We start from the raw sequence: 19,700 nt of genomic DNA, 5'->3' as shown, positions 1-19,700 counted from the left end.
ATTAGCAAAAATCGGTTTTTTAATGAGTTCATCGTGTTTGGCATAACAGATTTAACCACATACATTATTGGTACAATCTTAATTGTGTTATTGCCGGGACCGAATTCTTTGTATGTGATGTCTGTCGCTTCGCGCTATGGAATTCGTACAGGATATGCTGCTGCTTGTGGTGTTTTTACAGGTGATTTTATTTTAATTATCTGTACTGTTTTAGGTGCGGCTTCCCTCCTTAAAGCTTTTCCTATTTTATTTGTTCTTCTGAAACTTTCAGGCGCGTGCTACTTATCTTATTTAGGATTTAAGCTATTACAATCTGCGTACCAGACGTGGAATAAGCCAATTCATAACGCCGAACTCGCTGATTTACCTAAACTTGATCAGATTCACCCTTATCGTACGGCACTCAGTATTAGCTTACTCAATCCAAAAGCAATCCTATTTTTCCTGTCTTTCTTTGTTCAATTCGTTGAACCTAGTTATGCTTATCCTGCATTTAGTTTTTTAATCCTAGCTATTATTTTGCAAATCATTAGTTTTAGCTATTTAACTGCTTTAATTTTCTCAGGTATTAAATTAGCTAACTTTTTTAAACATAATTACAAACTTGCAGCAAGTGGGATTTTTTTAGTCGGTATTCTATTCTTTGGTTTTGGTTTAAGACTCGCTACGTCCACCCTCACCTAAATTAAATTTGATCTATTGATTTGATGATTTTAGAACTACGATTTAGTGTGTATTAACGATATACTTTTCAACAAATTTTAAATAAATGTAGATGTATAGATGCAACGTCTCATCCAAGATTTTTCAATTCCTGCGGTGTTTGCTGGTTTTATTACCTTCCTAATTGGTATTAGTGTATCTGCAATATTAGTAATTCAAGGCGCTCAATCGCTAGGTGCAAATACTGCACAAATTAGCTCGTGGTTTTGGGCTTTAGGTCTGGCGATTGGTTTATCTGGTTTAATTCTATCTTGGAAGTATAAATATCCCGTAGCAACGGCATGGTCTACGCCAGGTATTGCTTTAATTATTGCATCTACAGGTCATTATGATCTTTATGAAGCGATTGGTGCATTTGTTGTTTGCGGTATTGCAATTGCTGTGGTTGGATTTTCTGGCATTTTTCAGAAACTATTAGCGCATATTCCTCAAAGTCTAACTTGTGCAATGCTTGCTGGCATCTTGTTAAAATTCGGTATCCAAATTTTTAGCAGTTTAGAAGGCCACTTGGGATTTATTCTGAGCATGCTTATTATTTATCTTGTGTCTAAACGCTTGTTTCCTCGTTACAGCATCGTACTCACAGTAATTTTAGGCGCAGCAATTTGTCCGTTGTTTATTGATTTTAAATTGCAATCGATTACTTGGTCATTTACTCAACCTGTATGGATGCAACCTTCATTTTCATGGTCTGCAATTCTTGGTTTAGCTTTGCCACTGTTTGTGATCAATATGACCTCGCAGAACTTACCAGGAATTGCGATGATCAAAAGTTATGGTTATCACCCGCATGTAAATCAATTGGTCGGTTGGACAGGTGTTGCACATACTATTTTTGCTCCTTTTGGATGTTTTTCAATAAATTTAGCGGCGATCAGTGCAGCAGTAAGCTTAGATGATCAAGTGCATCCTGATCCAAGCAAACGATATATCGCAGGGATTAGTTGTGGCTTATTTTATATTTTAATGGGACTTTTTGCGGCGACACTTGTAAGTTTGTTGATGTCATTCCCACAAATTTTTATTGTTGCCCTTGCTGGTATTGCACTTTTTGCTACCATTAGTCATAACATCGCTGTGGCATTTGCAAATGTAGAAGAACGTGAAGCAGCGCTCCTGACATTTTTATGCAGTGCTTCGGGTGTACAATTTTTAGGGATTGGTTCAGCTTTCTGGGGTTTGATCTTAGGTATTTTTGTTTTAATTTTATTCAAATTTAAACAAAAAAATAAGCCTTAGTTGGACTAGACTAAGGCTTATTCAAAATATTAAGAATTATTTTTCGTCTAAATCTTTTTGTGTCTCTTCATCATTTAAGATTCGTCCAGCTTGTTTAGGACGAATTAATGGCGCAGTTGGGCGAGGATGAGTGTGCGAATATTGCATACCCGCACCTGCATAAACATCATCAGCTGCAATTTCCGTCTCAAAGCGTTCATTGTCTCGATCTCGAATTTCATCAGAGATAATACGAACTTCATCTTCATCTACACCAAGTTCTTGTAATATTACTTCACCAAATTTAATTGCTGATTCAAAGGTTTCACGCATCATGTAATCAACTTTTTGTTTCACTAGATAAAGTGAATGCTCTCGGTCATAGGATCGAACGAGTAGCTTAGCAAGTGGGAACTCATGCGTAACCAACTCAACAATTCGATTGGTTGTTTCTTTACTATCTACACACACCACTATTGCTTGTGCCGACTCTGCACCTGATGCATGCAAAATATCTAGACGACAACCATCACCATAATAGATTTTAAAGCCAAATTTTTCTGCGTTTTGGATCATATCAATATCATTATCAATGATCGTTACATCAACGCCGCGCGCTAGTAATAATTGACTTGTAACTTGACCAAAACGACCAAAACCAATCATTAAGACACTGCCAGATAGACCCTCTGCAACACTGACATTTTCCAATGAAACTGTCTCATCTGTCTTGGTAAATCGACTAAAAATAATTCCAATGATTGGCGTCAACACCATGGATAAAACAACAATCGCGGTAAGATTAGATTTAACTGTATTATCAATAACTTGTGCACTCACCGCTGCGGTGAACAATACAAAGGCGAATTCTCCACCTTGTGCCATTAATAATGCTCGATCTAAAGCCTCTGAATGAGAGCTCTTAGTAACACGAGCAATCACATAAATCATCAGTGCCTTAGCAAACATCAACGCCAAAACACCACTAATAATGAGCTGCCAATTTTGAGCAACTACTGATAAATCAAGCGACATGCCAACACCAAGGAAGAACAAGCCGAGTAACAACCCTCTAAAGGGCTCAATATCTGCTTCAATTTGATGTCGGAATGTAGATTCAGATAACAGAACGCCAGCTAAGAAAGCACCCATTGCCATTGATAAGCCACTCACCTGCATCAACAAAGCTGCACCTAAAACTACTAAAAGCGCAGCCGCAGTCATCACTTCTCTTGCTTTTGCAGCAGCCAGCAATCTAAATAAGGGGTTGAGTAACCAATAACCTGCTGCGATTAATCCAGCAATCGCGATAAGTCCTATTCCTATATTTTCTAAGCGAGTGGATGTGCTTTCGACAACATGATTTGGTGCCATAAATGCTACAATCGCAAGCAAAGGCACAATCAATAAATCTTCAAACAATAAAATCGAGACAATTTTCTGTCCATGCGGTTGAGCAATATCTCCTCGATCGCCAAGTAATTGCATCACAATCGCAGTTGAAGTTAATACAAAACCAGCAGCGCCAATAAATGCAACTTGCCATGTAAAGCCGAATGAAAGTCCCACACCAGTAAGCGCCAACGAACATGCCACAATTTGCAAAGTTCCTAAGCCAAAGATTTCTCGCCGTAATCCCCATAAATGAGAAGGCTGCATTTCCAGCCCAATCACAAATAAATACATCACGATCCCTAATTCAGCGATATGCAAAATGGAAGCAGAATCATGGAAAAATGCAAAACCAAATGGCCCGATAATAAGCCCTGCAATTAGATATCCTAAAACTGACCCTAACCCTATACGCTTAAATATAGGTACTGCGACAACAGCAGCTGCCAATAAAACCACTGGCGCAATCAAGCTTATTGAATGTGCTTCTGAACTCATACTGTTCTCATTTTTATCAATCTGAAATCATTTTATGTGAAACAATAGAAGACTTATATATTATTTATGAGACAATCCATCTCAAATCCATGATTTTAAATAGCTAAAAAATCTATAAACCGTGATACACAAATATTATGTTACGGCATTTTTATCCCAGAATGTCTGACGAATCTGTGGCATCGCATTCAAATGATTAATAATATGCTGTGCATCTTCACTTTCGATCGAAGTCGCAATCAACGTCACCTCAATTTCCACTTCCTTTTCACCAAATGGAGTGACTTCAATATCTTTAGCTGGATAATTATGATGTTTCAGCGTCAGATTTAATTCATCCATTACAACTTTACTTTGTACACGATCACAAATGATATAAATCACATGTAACACTTCAGTTTCGTCATCTAATGGACGACGGTCTATTGCATGAACAATCGGTCTTAGTAAAGTATTGGCTGCCAAGATAAAAGCCGTTGCCAATATTGCTTCAATAATAAGATCTGAACCCGCAGAAGCGCCCACGGCGGCTGAGCACCAGAGAGTTGCTGCCGTGTTTAAACCATGAATATTGCCTTCTTGGCGCATAATCACACCTGCGCCCAAGAAACCAATCCCTGAAACTACATAAGCAATCACACGAACTGCACCTTCTGCACCAGTTAAATTTGTGGCAATATCGACAAAAATTGCAGCACCAACAGCGACTAAAACATTGGTTCTGAGTCCAGCCGTACGTTGTCGATACTGACGTTCAAAACCAATTAATGCACCGAGAATAAAAGCAACAGATAGACTGACCAAAGTGTCAGCAATATTCGATAAATCAATATTTTGTAAAAATTTTAATTGCATCTTACACCTATATTTTCATCAATAAGTCTAATAATAGATCAACTGAATTTAAGCTAATTATGATGACGGTGTATAACTTAAACCGAGTCCAAACCAATGCTGTTTTAAACGATGTAGACGATCGCCAAAGGAAGCTTCTAAAGTAAGTACATTCGGAATCAAACTGTATTGCAGCGCTGTTTGAAAAAATGGCGCTTGACGGTCTTGATTATAAGTTTCAGTGTTACACCAACATGCTCGGTCAGCGTATAAGTTGAAGCAATTCCCCAGCGAACTAGACGCTCATCGGCCTGTTGATAACCGAGATTAGTATCCAATGCTAAACGTTGATCTAAGAGTTGAAAACTGACTGGAACATTCAAAAACCAGTTTAAATCCCCATGATGAGCTACATCATCACGGGATAGCTGTAAACTACTGGCAATACCCCAATCATTTTCGATTGGCTTTAAAATACTTTTCGCTTGAAGCGAAAAGCCATGAATCTGATCGTGGTCTTTACTTGAATGATAGCCCAAAGATACTTCTAAATTTTGATTGAGATTACAGGCAGGTACGACTTGATAAGACCACGTTCCGTCTCGATTATAATTATAAGTACTTTCTAGCTGACACTGCTGTGCTGCTGTTATAGAAATATCATCGGTGTTGATGAGTGAGCCAGCCTTACTCTTTTGGGGCAGCAATAATCCACATAAAATAAATACGTTAAGAACAACAAGCCATTGAATGGAAGCATGAAAAAACATAGGCTTCTCCCTATTTTAGGTGAGAAACTAAACAGGACGTAGTCAATAGAATAAATTTTGTGGATACAGCAAAATTTTATAGGAAGGTTTGGATAATTTTTAACAAAGCTATCTCATTGCAAGATAGCCGACCTAAATAGCTCACTTGCTCAGTATTCGCTTTGGCTTAATCCTTTATTAAACCCGAACCTCGAACAACTTCCCATTTAGGATCTCCGTGAATAAACTCAACGGCATTATAGGACATGCGAATTGATTCACAAGCCCTATCATATGAATTTTTTATTACATGATAAAATTTCGCTCTAAATTAAAGCTCTCTGACCACAACAGTTTTTGCCATTTTGTCGTGCCAGCCTTGTTTTTTAGAATCAAAAGCAACCCAGATTAAACCAATAAATAACACAAGTATTGATGGGAAATAGCCTATATAACGAATAATCCCCTGAACCACAGTGATATTTTCACCTGTTTTCTCATCAAGTACTTTTAATTGGAGTAAACGTTTTGCAGGCGTGCCCGCAAATTTAACCCAACAGAATATACAAAAAGCAGCGATTAGAATTTGCCAAATCCAATCTACGGCTGATGTCATATTAGATGAATACATGGAGTTCCAGCCCATCAACATTCCTATCGGTACTAATGCGACAATAATAATAATGTTATCAATAATAGAGGCGCCCAAGCGTATCCAAAACCCAGCATATTCATATTTAGAAGACATTTTCTCTCACCTTTTATTTTTTATAAAAATAAACACTTATTCATGATCTATTTTGAGAATAACATTTATACGCCTATTTGTTTTAATTCTCGATCGAAAAAATCAACCGTTCGCTGCCAAACGACTCTCGCCTCGGGTAAACCTCGACTGACACTGCGGAAACCATGTGGCATATTATAAGTATAAGCCTCTACACGATCACCTAACTGATTGATGAGTTTATTACGTTTTGATGCTGGGCAAAATGGGTCTACAGTTGACCAATGACCTTGTAGAATTCGGATATCATCCAAGGATTCTTTTTTCGGTACACCTGCACCCTGAATGCCCAAAGAATGATGATAAACCACAGGTGCAAGCATATCCTCACGTTTTGCCATTTGGATAACGTAACCACCTGTTAAGCATTGACCAAGCATACCAAGTCGACCATTTGAGCGTGGGTCAGCCTTTAATGCATCAAGTAGCACATGAATTTCTTGATTAACATCACTATCCGCAGCATTTATACGCCCAGCCTTACTAACCATTGCGCGAATACAGTATTTAACTGCACCACCACTAAATAAATTGGGTACATAGACCAAATAACCACGATCTGCTAAATCTTGAGCATCTTCACGATAAACATCAAGTACGCCAAATAACTCATGTAGCAATAAAATTGCAGGCACTTTATCTGATTTTTCAGCAGGTGCATAAACTTCTACTTCTATGTCACGGGTGGGTAATGTGATTGTTTTTATTTCCATCTCAGCGATCCATCTTCGTATTAGATTTCATCACATACTATTTATGACAATACAAATTGTCAAATAAAAAAGGATATCCATCAATATCCTTTTTTATCAATTTTTTTTATGTCAGCTTAGCAATCGTCTATATGGTATTTAACACTCAATCGAATTTACAGCTAAACCACCTTTCGAGGTTTCTTTATACTTATCGGACATGTCTTTACCTGTCTCTTTCATAGTTTGAATGACTTTATCCAAAGAAACATAATGCTGGCCATCACCATTGAGCGCCATCTGTGCAGCATTAATGGCTTTTACAGCAGCAATGGCATTACGTTCAATACAAGGAATTTGTACTAAGCCACCTACAGGATCACAAGTTAATCCTAGATTATGTTCCAATCCAATTTCGGCAGCATGTTCAACTTGATCAGGTGTTCCATTTAAAATTTCAGCTAAACCTGCTGAAGCCATTGCACATGCTGAACCGACCTCACCCTGACAGCCCACTTCTGCTCCAGAAATAGAAGCATTCAATTTACATAAAATCCCAACTGCTGCGGCACTTAAAAAGAATTTTACAATCGTCTCCTCAGATTCATCTTCGGAAAAATTTACGTAATAGGATAAAACTGCGGGAATAATTCCAGCCGCTCCATTGGTCGGTGCAGTCACGACTCTTCCGCCTGCTGCATTTTCCTCATTTACTGCAAGTGCAAATAAATTCACCCACTCCATTGCATTAAAGGTGGTCGCAATCAGATTAGTATGTTCTTTTCTTAATAAACGTTGATGAATACTTTTCGCGCGACGTTTTACATTTAATCCACCTGCCAAAATGCCATCATGTTGTAAACCACTTTGAATACACGCTTGCATCACATGCCAAATTTCTATGATTTTGGCACGTATTTCAGTTTCAGTTCGCCAGCTTTTCTCATTTTCTAACATCAAATGACTGATACTGCACTGATGCTTTTTGCAAAGTGCTAACAGTTCTTTTGCGCTTTGAAATGGATATGGAATCTGAGTTTTATCTTCAATAAAACTTCCTTGGTCTATATGACTTTCATCTAAGATAAAACCACCACCTATCGAATAATAAGTATTGGCATAGACTTCATTATCTTGCTGATCAAGCGCAATTATCTTCATTGCATTCGGGTGATAAGGTAAAGCTTCATCGATGAAGAGCATGTCTTGATTCACATCAAATGGAATTGGGTGAATCCCTGCAATTTTTAAAATTTTAGATTTTAAATCGCGCTCTAGCGTTAAATCACTTGCTGAAATATTGATTGTCTCAGGATCATTCCCCATTAGCCCCAGTAAAGTTGCTTTGTCTGTAGCATGACCAATTCCTGTTGAAGATAATGAACCATATAAGTAAATTTTAATCTGTTTGACCTTTTCTAAATCACGGCGTTGTTGCAATACCTCGACAAAACGATATGCTGCTCGCATCGGTGCGACAGTATGTGAACTTGAAGGACCTACACCAATTTTAAAAAGATCAAATACACTCAAAGCCATGTGTCATTATTCCTATAACGCTCCCATTTCTATTTTTTATAATTTTTTTAATTGAGGGAAATTCTATAAATGCTGAATAAAAAAATAATAACCACAACCGTAAACGATTGTGGTTAAAGCTAAAACTTACTTTAGATTAAATACTGAGTAAAGAATTTAATGTTTCTGATACATTCTTCGATTTAACTTTCGTCTGCATCGCTTTAAGTGCTTGCTGTACCTGCGAACGCTGAGGTTCAGCTAAGGTGTACCAACGTGACAACACTTGTAATAAGCGAGAACCTAAAATTGGGTTTTTCTCATCTAAATAAGTCGCTAGGTTAATGAAATGTTCTACCCCAAAACTCCATGTATTCACTGGACTATTCGATAATCCCCCACTCACAGAGCGAATTCGATTCGGGGTACCTAAATCGTAATCAGGATGCTTGGTGAGATATGCAATCGTTTCAGCAGTGGCATTAGGATTAGATGCTTGAATGGTAAACCATTGATCTAAAGATAAAGCTTCATCTTTAAAACGATTATAGAAATCATCAAGTACCGATTGAGCTTGACGTGCATCATTCCACACGAGAACACGCAAAGCACCTAAACGCTCAGACATATTCCCTGTTTGCTGATATTGCTGATAAGCCAAATCGAAAGCAGATTCATCACCTTGACGTGCCAACATATTTAACATGATGTTTTTCAATGCACGTACACCCATTGCCAAAGAAAATTCTTTCTGCAAGTCAGGATCAAGCGCTAAATAGGTTTCTTTCCAGAACGAGCCAAGTTCACGCGCCAAACGATTTATAACTGCTTCACGTTTCTCGCGTACTAACTCAGGTTCATAATCTTGATCGATACGGCTACCCAAATAACTTTCACTTGGTACATCAAACAAACGTGATGCAAGCAAAGGATCTTTATTAACCAAATCAGGCAAAGTATTCTTGATCGCTTGAATGTAGGTATCTGCTTGGTGATCTTCTAATAAAATGCGTTCTAGCAACGTTTGAGTCGCTTGCCATTGGTTAAAACCATTGGTTTCATGTTGAATCAAGAACGCTAGATCATCATTAGAATAATCAAAACTTAGATTCACAGGTGCAGAGAAATTGCGTAGTAATGAAGCGACTGGTTGTTCGGTCACATCTGTAAATTCAATAATAGCTTTGTCTTGATCAAATAAGTAAACACCATCTTTCACATCATTTACGAATAGATCAGCACTATGCAAAGTGTACTGCTCACCTGTTTTTGCATTAAATAAAGCAAGCGCTACAGGAATTGGCACTGCGTTTAAGTTTGGATATTTAGGATGTGCCTTTAAGCTTTGTTTCAAGCTCAAACGATAAGTCTTTGCAGTTGCATCGTATTCACCTTTCGCTTCTAGCTTAGGTGTACCCGGTTGGTTATACCAGGTAAGGAATTTTGATAAATCTACACCAGATCCTGCGCTGAGTGCTGCAACCCAATCTTCAACTGTCACCGCTTGACCATCATGGCGAAGGAAATATTCGTCTGTGCCTTTACGGTATTTTTCTCTACCTAAAAGTGTCGCCATCATGCGGTTAATTTCCGCACCTTTTTCATAAACCGTCGCTGTGTAGAAATTATTTATTTCGACAAAATGATCTGGACGTGGGGGATGAGATAATGGACCCGCATCTTCAGGAAATTGATGTGCTTTTAATACAGCAACATCATCGATACGCTGTACTGCTGCCGACTGTAAATCTTCAGAGAATGATTGATCTCGAAATACAGTCAAACCTTCTTTTAAACAAAGCTGGAACCAATCGCGACAAGTAATACGGTTACCCGTCCAGTTATGGAAATATTCATGTGCAATTACTGATTGAACACGCATGATTGCTGCATCAGTCGTAAATTCTTCATCAGCGAGTACACAAGATGTATTAAAGATATTTAAACCTTTATTCTCCATCGCGCCCATATTGAATTGGCTGACGGCAACAATCATATAATTGTCGAGATCATAAGGACGACCATAATGTTCCTCATCCCAACGCATCGAATGCTTCAATGCTTCCATCGCAATATGGCATTTCGGAATATCTTTCTCGATCGCGTAAATTTCTAGTGCAACATCACGACCTTCAGAAGTTGTATAACGATCTCTCAATACCGCTAAATCACCGATGACACAGGCAAATAAATAACTTGGTTTCTTGGTTGGGTCTTGCCAAATTGCAAAATGGCGACCTTCACCAGCCTCGCCTGTTTCAAGTAAATTACCATTTGCCAATAAAACAGGATATTTTTTGTCTGCTTCTACACGGGTCGTAAAAACGGATAAAACATCTGGACGGTCTGGATAGAAGGTAATTTTACGGAAACCTTCGGGTTCATTTTGAGTAACAAATAAATCACCCGCCTTATATAAACCTTCCAGTTGAGTATTTGATTCTGGATGAATGATCACTTGAGTTTGAATAATGACCTCATCTGGTGCATCAGTGATCTGTAATTGCTCTGCATCTAGCTCATACTGATCAGCAGTTAATAATTTACCGTTGAGTTGAATGGATTTCAGCTCTAAATCACGTCCTAATAATACTAATGCTCCACTAGCTTGACGCTTCATCACCAATGTTGAATCAACGATCGTATGATCATCATAAACTTGAATATCTAAATTAATTGATTCAACTAAAAAAGATGGTTTTTGATAGTCTTTCAAATAAATGGTTTGATCTGCTTGTACAGGAGGTTGCGCCGCGATATTCATCAGTATTCCTTATCTTTCGTCATGTCGTTAGATGGTCTTGTTGGCAAGACTTCTTGATTAGCAAATCATACGCCAACTTATAAAACCTGTCTTTAGACACAACTATCTCATTTAAGAGTTTTATGATGTTTATTGTTCTTTTTTCAAATACAAGAGCAGAATTTAAGGTTCGTTTAGACAAAATTACAACATAGTTTTCTATTCTTAAATAAAAAATACAGAAGCCCGCCCTTTTCATTGCTTAATTTACATTTTTTTCTTCAACTTAACATTTTGTGCACGGTTATTGCTTAATCATATATGCCAATGTAGGTATATAAAATAACAAGCGAGGGCTACGACTATGGAATTGAAAGCACATCTATATCGTTTAGAAAATATTAAAGCGATCCACGATCTTGCAAAGGCAGGTGTTGATCACCACGTAATCTCGGTTTTTTTAACAGCGGAAGGAATTGAACTAACAGCACTAGAAGTAACTAATATTGTGAATACATACGACGCGCTTGGTAAAGAAAAATTACCAAGTAAAAAGGTACAAGCACTCATTGCTGCAAAAAAAATTGGTCAGGAGGACGAAAATTTACCATGCCCTGTTTAATCATCAATCAACAAAAAACCTCGAAACTTCGAGGTTTTTTTAGGCTTAAATTATTTTAAGGATTTGGACTATCAGTTCTGATCCACACCACAGTACGACCAAGTGCGGAAACACCCATGTATCCACGCATACGTAAACGCTTACCTTCGCCAGTCACAACACCTTTACCTTTATAAACTCGACCTGAAGTCGGTTCTAAAACACGACCATCAATATAAGAGTCTGGTTTATTTGGATCTTCTCTAAATCCAGATAATATCTCCAAACCTAAAATTGGCTTATTCGTGTTTGGTGCTGCACATTTAGTGCAATTTGTGAGTGCGATGCCATGTGAGTTTGGATAACGATATATAATTTTTCCATGAAAACGTCCATTACTTCCTTTGCGAATTTCGACAATAGAAAGCTGTTCTCCAGTACGTTCTTCGATACTTTTCCAATAACCTTCGATAGAAGCAGCAAAAGTTGACACACTTGCACAAGCAATAGTTATTCCCATGATTCCGTTCATGAGTATACGATTTAGCATATTGACCCCGTCATTTAAAAAAGTAACTTATTCATCTTTATAAGTTTAATATTCGAAAAGTATCACATTTTTATTTAAGTTACACTGTACGCTACAGTTCATTTGTACACTAAGTGACAGTTTTTATTTAAAATTTAATACAACAATCATGATTCTTTAGCAGAAAAAAAATGCCAAAAGTGATCCTTAAGGCATTGTACAAATTAAATATATCTCATTAAGGATTTGGACTATTCGTACGAATCCAAACGATTGAACGTCCTAGCATTGAGACTCCAATATAGCCTCTTAACTTCAATCTTTTGCCATCACTACTCAAACGAGCCTTGCCTTTATAAATTTTACCAGTAGCTGGATCTAGCAATTTTCCATTTATATAATTATTTGGATCTTTAGGATCTTGAATAATTTGTGTCATGAACTCCAAACCTAAACGTGGTTTGTTTGTATAAGGCGGTGGACAATTTACACAATGTGTAACGTCTGCTCCTTTTCTTACGCTTGGATAAATATAAACGGTCTTACCACGATATGTACCATCCTCAACTTTTCTAATTTCAACAATTGCAAGTTGCTCACTGGTACGATCATCAATACTTTTCCAATAGCCCTCAATAGAAGTTGCAAAAGTAGTGATGTTTATAAAAGCAATCGAAACGCCTATGATTCCTTTCATAAGTATACGATTTATCATAATTTTCTCATTATTAATCAAATAAATTTTAGCAAAGCCTAAGGGTTCGCGCTGTCAGTTCGAATCCATACTTGAGTGCGTCCAAGCGCAGAAATACCCATGTATCCTCGCATACGCAAACGTTTTCCATCTGGGCTTAGTTGAGCTTTGCCTTTATAAATATTGCCTGTCTTAGGCTCTAGTATACGACCATCAATATAATGATTTGGTTTTTTTGGATCTTCTTTTAGATCAGAAGCAATTTGTAAGCCTAAAATGGGTTTATTCTTATATGGCTCAGGGCATTTCACACAATGAGTCAATACAGTTCCACCACCTAAAACCGGATAACGATATACAATCGTTCCTGTGTATGTATTGTCTGGTTTCTTTTTGATTTCTACAATCGAAAGCTGTTGACCTGTACGATCATCAATACTTTTCCAAAAACCCTCAGGAGTAATCGCAAAAGTTGTTGTTGTACATAAAGCAAAAGAAATTCCCATGATTCCTTTCATGAGTGAGTTTTTTTGCATAAATTTCTCCTTAATGCAAAGCAATCCTTCCTATACACTTTTATTCTAATGAACCCTGACAGTCAACAAGACTAATGGATATTTAATTGCTTAATATTCATTAAAATTTTAAGCAATTCACACATTTAATAATAAATGATTATGGGTTGGCACTGTCTGTTCTAATCCATACCACAGTCCGACCCAGAGCCGAAATCCCAACATAACCGCGCATATTTAAACGCTTCCCATCATTATTTAAACTTGCTTTTACTTTATATACTTTTCCTGTTTTACTTTCGATGATACGCCCATTTCCCCATTCCTTTTCAATTTTTTAAGTTTGGATTCAAATGTAATTTTAATTGACGTAGAAATTTACTATATTTTCAAAAAATACAAAGTAGTCTAAATAACTTTTATATAAATTTCAGTGGATTGTATCCTATTTTAGGTTTTCTTTTTTTAAGTATAAACTTTCCATCTCAAGGATCATTCAACATGTATAATCTTAGGTTTATAGCAAGTGAGTTTTATTTGAATGGATTTACAGATTCTACAAAAACAGTTAGATGAAAGTAGCCATTGCCCTTTATGCCAAGCCTCCATGTTTTGGATCGAAGCAGAACAATATTCACAAGAATTTCAATTTCATGAATGCAGTCATTGTCAGCACCGCGTTTTTAAAAGCGACAGTAAGTTAAATTGCCACTGTGCTCAATGTACTGCACAGAGAAAAAAGCAAACTCAACAGACAATCTTACAAGAACAACGAAAATACAAAATCAAGGATGAAGTGGTTTATAGCTTAAATCAGCTGAGTTTTTTACATAAATTATTTTTACTTAGCTTGCTCGATAATTATGCCCGCGAAGACGTCCAACATGATGAAACAATCCATTGGCAAAAAATTAAGTACTATGATTTCACACCTAATTATTTATTTCAAAATCAAATCGTTCAAGAGTTGGTTAAACTTGGTATCTTTAAGTTAAAAGAATCAACCAGTGAAACTGAAAACTTTTATTTAAATATTCGACTCGATGGGTATTCTGATCCCAGTCTTTATAGTATCACTCAACAATTGCGTAATTGGTTTTATCAAAATTTAAGCTTGGGCATCCCTTTTAAAAGCACTGATGAAGTGAAGGATGTACTTTATTTAGTGCTCTATCAAGAAATCGTTCAGTTCATGCAGTTTTACTGTAGAACTTGGGGGATTCAAATTGCTGGAAATCGCGCCTTCCAAGCCTTTTGCTATCGTTTAATGGAAGGTTTAGCAGTGGGGCAAATTTATTATTTAATCCAAACAGCATTGGAATACTTACACAAACAAAAGGTATTACAACCTAGAAATGATAAATTTATTAATACCAATTTACTGAAAAAAACATTGGAACAATATCGTGAACGTGCCTTAGCAGAACGCTGGGAAACCACAACTTTACCAAGACCACACAATATTCCATTGAGTAAAATGAGTGAGATTTTATTATTTAAATTACTAGGTTATGATGAAAGTGTTTTCTTTCAGCCGATTTGGAAATCTTGGCGAAAAATAGAACCTAGACTTAATTTTTATTCAGTCAAACGTTGCATGTATTGTGGTTCAAATGATCTTATTGTGGATTATGATGCAGATGACTATGTTTCACTCATTTGTCGTAAGTGTAAACATCAAGATCATTATTTTACACGTTAAAATACCTTTTTTGAGTGCATTCAAGGGGCTGCAAGATGTCACAAAAACAACAACTAATTGAACAAGTCATCGAAGCTTGGCATTCCTTGCAGAGTCAAACACCACTTGTACAATGTATCACCAATAGCGTAGCCAGTAATTATGTCGCGAACATTTTACTTGCAGCTGGTGCATCACCTGCAATGATTGATAATCCTTTTGAAGCTGAAGATTTTACAAAAATCAGTTCTGCCTTGAGTATTAATTTAGGGACACCAACAACTGAACAAACTCAAGCCATGTTAATTTCAACTAAAACTGCTCAACAACATCAAGTCCCTTGGATACTTGATCCAGTTGGTTATGGAGCAATTTTAAAATGGCGTAGTGAAACTGTTGAGCAACTTTTAGAATTTAAACCGAGTATCATTCGTGGCAACGCCTCAGAAATAAGTGCGCTAGCAGGAAGTCAAAATCAATCTAAAGGTGTAGACAGTACATTAAATAGCCAAGATGTTTATGCTCAAGCAAAAAGCTTGTTACAGCATACTGAGTGTGTTGCGATTTCTGGTGAATCTGACTATATCATTTCCAAACATTTTGATAGCGTTATTCAGGTGAATGGGGGGTGTTATTTACAACCCAAAATCACAGCAACAGGTTGTGCTTTGGGGGCATTAACAGCAGCATATAACGCTGTAAGCAATCCCACAATTGCTGCCCTCGCCTCACATATTCATTTTTCAATTGCAGGAAAACTGGCATTTGAACACGCTCAGACTGTGGGTAGCTTCAATGTAGCGTTTTTAGATTATGTACATATGTTGGATGATAATTTGATTCGGCAATATGTGGATATCGTGATTCTTTAATGTAGCTCTGTTTTAGCAGAGCTCACAAATTATTGAAATAATAAAAGTTTGTAATCAAAATCTGACTCATGTACATAGTAAACAAAGTTTTGAAGTTTTTTAGATCAAAGGACTAACTTTTACATCAATTCGTCAAAGTTCTTTCCGAATTTTACTTTCTAATTATGGCTCAATTATCGCTTTTAAAATAAAACTCTCTTGGCATATCAATGACCTCTACACAAACTTGTATTGAGTTTTCAATCTTAGCTTTCATATAGTTTTTTTGCTCAAGTACACCAAGTAATGCCTCACCCACCACTTGTTTTTGCGCTTCAGTTCGTCCACTCAAGAGATAAAGTTTCAGATGAATATAGGCTTCTTGATTTTCTTCTAAACCAATCAAAAACACGTCATCTTTGAAAATGCGCGATTTGATATCACTAACACTGAATAAATCAGTTTCAATCAATGCAGTATTCACAACTTTGAGTAAGGCATGCTGATCTAATTCAATTAAATTTGCTGAATAGTGAGCAATCAGATGAGGCATTTTAACTTCCTATTCAATAAATAAAAGCGCTAAACGGACTTGATCATAAGCCATGCGTGGACTTGTTGCTTCAACGATTGGACGCAACTTGATTGCACCATCATCGGTAAAATGTTCAGGATTCTTGCGTTTATGTAAGCGTTTATAAATTTTACGAACTTCTTCAATAACTTCTTCGCCAGGGTTAGCAACTGAAATATCTAAGCCTTGTTCTTTTTGTAAACGCGCTAAGTGGTTAATAATCGTAGCTGGGGTTAAGCCACGTTCATGTGCGATATCTTCAATTTCATATCCATCTTCAAATAATGCACGCGTTTCGTCTAGTGTTGCTGCTGCGTAATTTTGCTTCGTGCTTTTAGAAAGTTTCTTTTCATTACGATTAATTTCTGTCGCATTTAATGTACCACCACAATGTCGAATAAATGCATTGTGTTGTGTGGTTAAGTCAATATTTTCAAAATTAACTTCAGCTTCCTTAGATAGTTCTTGAAAACGACGATCAGCTTTAATCGCTAAACTATCTAATTCAAGTGCTTGTTCATTAAATCCGAGCAGTTTCAGTCCTGTCATGGACTTTAATCGTGATAAAGCCACATAACCCTGACCTTTTTCAAAAGTATGCGTTAAGTTAATTTCTGCTGCTTCTAATGTCATACCTTGGCTTTTATGAATGGTAATTGCCCAAGCTAGACGTAATGGAATTTGTTGAAAACTTGCAATTGCTTTACCTGCTTCATTTTCAATTGACCACGTCTCAGGTTCAACTAATAGCGTTGTTCCATCAGTTAATTTAACTTTAGGTAAAATGCCTTGTTTATCATCTTCTTCAAAGCCAATCACCTCACCCAAACTACCGTTGATATACCCCATATCAAAATTATTTTTAACAAACATCACTTTGGCATGTTTTTTAAGCGTTAACTCTTCTGGTGCGCGAACTGAGGATTTTAGCGTTTCAATCAACTTATCATTACCATCAAGTACAGCATTAAATTGATGGCTTTCGTTATCAATCTCATTCAAGTGTTGATAGTTGATGTTATCAACATCCATATTGTGAGTGTAGAGACGAGTAAAGGTATCGCCAATATCGTGCTGACGTGATTGCTGTAAGGCACTAACATGATGATCTTGAATATTCTGAGCACGGATTGCATTCAGAATTTTATTGAGCGTTTCATCATCTTGACGATGTTGTTCCGACAAATAACAAACTCGAAATTTCGCTTCTACCCACGCATCTGACATAAAGCAAAACTTATCTCGATTGCTTTCTTCTTTTTTACCAACTGGCGGTAATTGGAAAAAATCTCCAGCGACAATAACTTGGATACCACCAAAAGCTTCATCACTTTCTTTGAAGTATTTTAAGACCTGATTCACTAAATTCAGTTGCTTAGCATGCAACATTGAAATTTCATCAATAATCAACACTTGGGCATTTTCTAGATGCTCTTTTAAATATTTACGCTCTTTCATACGCTTGAGATCATCATCACTCAAACTATCTTTAATACCTATGCCTGCCCATGTATGAATGGTCATACCATTCATATGCGTCGCGGCAATTCCAGTAGAAGCAGTAATCGCAACAGGAACTTTTCGTGCTTTTAAATAATGAATATATTGATTAAGTGTGTACGTTTTACCTGCACCAGCCGAACCCGTTAAAAAAACATTTTCTCCAGCTTTAAGTAAATTTAGTGCAGTCTCTTGTTTCATAATTTCGTCAGTCAAAAACAACAGCACATAGCTTAACGATTTTTTATGAAAAGTAAAAACTCAAAGCGTATTTGAGAACTCGATATATCTCATTTTTACATTGACATCCAAAGGTTTTCATTTAATGTGTTTGTAAATGAATTCAGACTTGATATAAAAATGCCTACTTCAAATCTTTATACATATCAAACAGATATATTGGGTGATACTTATCAGCAAATGACTTTAAATTTTGCTGATGACTACGATGGTAAAGTCATTGCAACATTAATTAGAAAAAAAGCAGCACAAGCAACAAAGAAGGCAGTTTTATATATCCACGGATTTGCTGATTATTTCTTTCAAAAAGAAATGGCTGAGCAATTCAATGAACATGGTTATGATTTTTACGCTCTTGATCTAAGAAAATATGGACGTTCAAAATTACCACATCAAAAGCTTTATTATGTCCTTGATTTACGTGAATATGATGCTGAAATAAGCAAAGCACTGGAAATTATTGGTCAAGAAAACCACAACCAAGTTTTACTTGCTGGGCATTCAACTGGTGGCTTAATTACTACTTTGTACGCAGCACATTATCCAGACCATCGTCTGATTAAAGCCTTATGGACCAATAGTCCATTTTATGATTTCTATAAAAGTCTCTTAGAGAAAAAAGTTGGAATTCCTGTTTTAAGTGAAATTGGCAAACGTTTACCCAACGCAAAATTTCCAAGCGGTTTAAATCAGTGGTACACACCAAGTTTACATCAAGACTTTTATGGAGAATGGGACTTCAATTTAAATTGGAAACCAAAATCGGTTCCATTTGTTAGATTGTGCTTTGTACACGCAATCCATGAAGCTCAAAAAGAAGTACATCAAGGCATTAGATTAAATATCCCAACATTGATTATGCACTCGCATCAATCTAAATATCCTAGAAAATGGGGATTAGATGCCCAACAAAGTGATGTCATTCTTGACGTTAAAGACATGACTAATAACGCTAAAAAAATGAAAGGTGATATACAAACACTCGCAATACACAATGGTCTACATGACCTTGTATTATCCTCACCTCCTGTTCGTGAAAAAGTCTATCAGGCATTATTTGATTGGCTTGATCAAAAGATCGCTTAGAGTTAATTTTTCTAAAAGTAAATTTATAAAAGAGCTTCATATATACAAATATATTGAAGTTCTTTTTATTCTGTGTTGCGCATCATCTTGGTGCGCAACCATATATTTGTTAGATAAATTATAGATCGTTGCACGATAGCTTGATTCCTAAAGTTTCAATTCAGTCATCAAATTAAAATCAAAAGCTTCTGAAAAAATTACTATTTTTATCATTTGGAATAAAAAAAGCAGACTATTAGATTTTTTTTCAAAATTGGGCATTACTTTTGCACTGT

General features: G+C 36.5%; 17 protein-coding genes and 2 pseudogenes. 6 read left to right on the top strand and 13 right to left on the bottom strand.

Translation table 11 applies throughout. From position 1 onward, the window contains the following. Nucleotides 1-33 precede the first annotated feature (33 nt). Nucleotides 34-684, top strand: coding sequence for a leucine efflux protein LeuE (gene leuE / locus F933_RS03285; RefSeq protein ID WP_005053412.1), 651 nt, complete (start codon nucleotides 34-36; stop codon nucleotides 682-684). 99 nt (nucleotides 685-783) lie between these two features. Next, entirely contained in the window at nucleotides 784-1,962 is a 1,179-nt protein-coding gene (locus F933_RS03280) for a benzoate/H(+) symporter BenE family transporter (protein ID WP_005058480.1), read from the top strand. Between the two features lie 36 nt (nucleotides 1,963-1,998). On the opposite strand, the gene F933_RS03275 is transcribed toward F933_RS03280, so the two are convergent. The 7 genes and pseudogenes from F933_RS03275 to pepN form a co-directional block, all read right to left on the bottom strand. Continuing rightward, entirely contained in the window at nucleotides 1,999-3,831 is a 1,833-nt protein-coding gene (locus F933_RS03275; protein WP_005058478.1) for a monovalent cation:proton antiporter-2 (CPA2) family protein, read from the bottom strand. Nucleotides 3,832-3,966: 135 nt separating this feature from the next. After that, nucleotides 3,967-4,686 (bottom strand): MgtC/SapB family protein, encoded by a 720-nt coding sequence (locus F933_RS03270; RefSeq protein ID WP_005058476.1) that lies wholly within the window; start codon nucleotides 4,684-4,686, stop codon nucleotides 3,967-3,969. 57 nt (nucleotides 4,687-4,743) lie between these two features. Then, nucleotides 4,744-5,435 (bottom strand): annotated as a pseudogene (locus F933_RS03265) (hypothetical protein). Between the two features lie 310 nt (nucleotides 5,436-5,745). Continuing rightward, entirely contained in the window at nucleotides 5,746-6,162 is a 417-nt protein-coding gene (locus tag F933_RS03260) for an RDD family protein (RefSeq protein ID WP_005058473.1), read from the bottom strand. Nucleotides 6,163-6,227: 65 nt separating this feature from the next. Continuing rightward, nucleotides 6,228-6,914 (bottom strand): dienelactone hydrolase family protein, encoded by a 687-nt coding sequence (locus tag F933_RS03255; protein ID WP_005058471.1) that lies wholly within the window; start codon nucleotides 6,912-6,914, stop codon nucleotides 6,228-6,230. 138 nt (nucleotides 6,915-7,052) lie between these two features. Then, nucleotides 7,053-8,432, bottom strand: a complete 1,380-nt coding sequence (locus F933_RS03250) for an L-serine ammonia-lyase (RefSeq protein ID WP_005058470.1) — start codon at nucleotides 8,430-8,432, stop codon at nucleotides 7,053-7,055. A gap of 136 nt (nucleotides 8,433-8,568) precedes the next feature. Further along, on the bottom strand, nucleotides 8,569-11,175 hold the full coding sequence (pepN, locus tag F933_RS03245) for an aminopeptidase N (protein WP_005058469.1): 2,607 nt from the start codon (nucleotides 11,173-11,175) through the stop codon (nucleotides 8,569-8,571). A gap of 343 nt (nucleotides 11,176-11,518) precedes the next feature. On the opposite strand from pepN, the gene F933_RS03240 reads away from it, so the two are divergent. Continuing rightward, the gene (locus tag F933_RS03240) at nucleotides 11,519-11,776 is read left to right on the top strand and encodes a hypothetical protein (RefSeq protein ID WP_005053401.1); all 258 of its coding nucleotides are present in this window, start codon (nucleotides 11,519-11,521) and stop codon (nucleotides 11,774-11,776) included. Between the two features lie 55 nt (nucleotides 11,777-11,831). Here the strand turns inward: F933_RS03240 and F933_RS03235 are convergent, their stop codons facing one another. The 4 genes and pseudogenes from F933_RS03235 to F933_RS16965 form a co-directional block, all read right to left on the bottom strand. After that, nucleotides 11,832-12,305, bottom strand: coding sequence for a DUF2147 domain-containing protein (locus F933_RS03235; RefSeq protein WP_005053400.1), 474 nt, complete (start codon nucleotides 12,303-12,305; stop codon nucleotides 11,832-11,834). A 217-nt stretch (nucleotides 12,306-12,522) separates the two neighbouring features. After that, a complete protein-coding gene (locus tag F933_RS03230) occupies nucleotides 12,523-12,999 on the bottom strand; it encodes a DUF2147 domain-containing protein (RefSeq protein WP_005058468.1) in 477 nt (158 codons plus the stop codon). A 38-nt stretch (nucleotides 13,000-13,037) separates the two neighbouring features. Continuing rightward, nucleotides 13,038-13,514 carry a DUF2147 domain-containing protein gene (locus F933_RS03225; RefSeq protein ID WP_005053396.1) on the bottom strand — a complete coding sequence of 159 codons (477 nt, stop codon included), beginning with the start codon at nucleotides 13,512-13,514 and terminating at the stop codon, nucleotides 13,038-13,040. Between the two features lie 139 nt (nucleotides 13,515-13,653). Further along, nucleotides 13,654-13,812 (bottom strand): annotated as a pseudogene (locus F933_RS16965) (DUF2147 domain-containing protein); the annotation flags it as partial. 222 nt (nucleotides 13,813-14,034) lie between these two features. On the opposite strand from F933_RS16965, the gene F933_RS03220 reads away from it, so the two are divergent. Together F933_RS03220 and thiM are read left to right on the top strand one after the other, a co-directional pair. Beyond that, nucleotides 14,035-15,195 carry a hypothetical protein gene (locus F933_RS03220; protein WP_005058467.1) on the top strand — a complete coding sequence of 387 codons (1,161 nt, stop codon included), beginning with the start codon at nucleotides 14,035-14,037 and terminating at the stop codon, nucleotides 15,193-15,195. 35 nt (nucleotides 15,196-15,230) lie between these two features. After that, complete coding sequence (gene thiM, locus F933_RS03215) at nucleotides 15,231-16,046, top strand: hydroxyethylthiazole kinase (protein ID WP_005058466.1); 816 nt, start codon at nucleotides 15,231-15,233, stop codon at nucleotides 16,044-16,046. A gap of 169 nt (nucleotides 16,047-16,215) precedes the next feature. Here the strand turns inward: thiM and F933_RS03210 are convergent, their stop codons facing one another. Together F933_RS03210 and F933_RS03205 are read right to left on the bottom strand one after the other, a co-directional pair. After that, a complete protein-coding gene (locus F933_RS03210; RefSeq protein WP_005058465.1) occupies nucleotides 16,216-16,578 on the bottom strand; it encodes a 5-carboxymethyl-2-hydroxymuconate Delta-isomerase in 363 nt (120 codons plus the stop codon). 9 nt (nucleotides 16,579-16,587) lie between these two features. Next, nucleotides 16,588-18,300: an AAA family ATPase gene (locus F933_RS03205; RefSeq protein WP_005058464.1), complete on the bottom strand. Its 1,713-nt coding sequence runs from the start codon at nucleotides 18,298-18,300 to the stop codon at nucleotides 16,588-16,590. Nucleotides 18,301-18,459: 159 nt separating this feature from the next. Between F933_RS03205 and F933_RS03200 the strand changes: the two genes are divergently transcribed. Further along, a complete protein-coding gene (locus tag F933_RS03200) occupies nucleotides 18,460-19,425 on the top strand; it encodes an alpha/beta hydrolase (RefSeq protein WP_034710349.1) in 966 nt (321 codons plus the stop codon). Nucleotides 19,426-19,700: the final 275 nt, after the last annotated feature.

Origin of the sequence: Acinetobacter beijerinckii CIP 110307 (assembly GCF_000369005.1) — a bacterium.
In the GTDB taxonomy this organism is placed as follows: domain Bacteria; phylum Pseudomonadota; class Gammaproteobacteria; order Pseudomonadales; family Moraxellaceae; genus Acinetobacter; species Acinetobacter beijerinckii.
The sequence above is the reverse complement of the archived record's forward strand: the minus strand, read 5'-3'. Positions and strand labels throughout refer to the sequence as shown.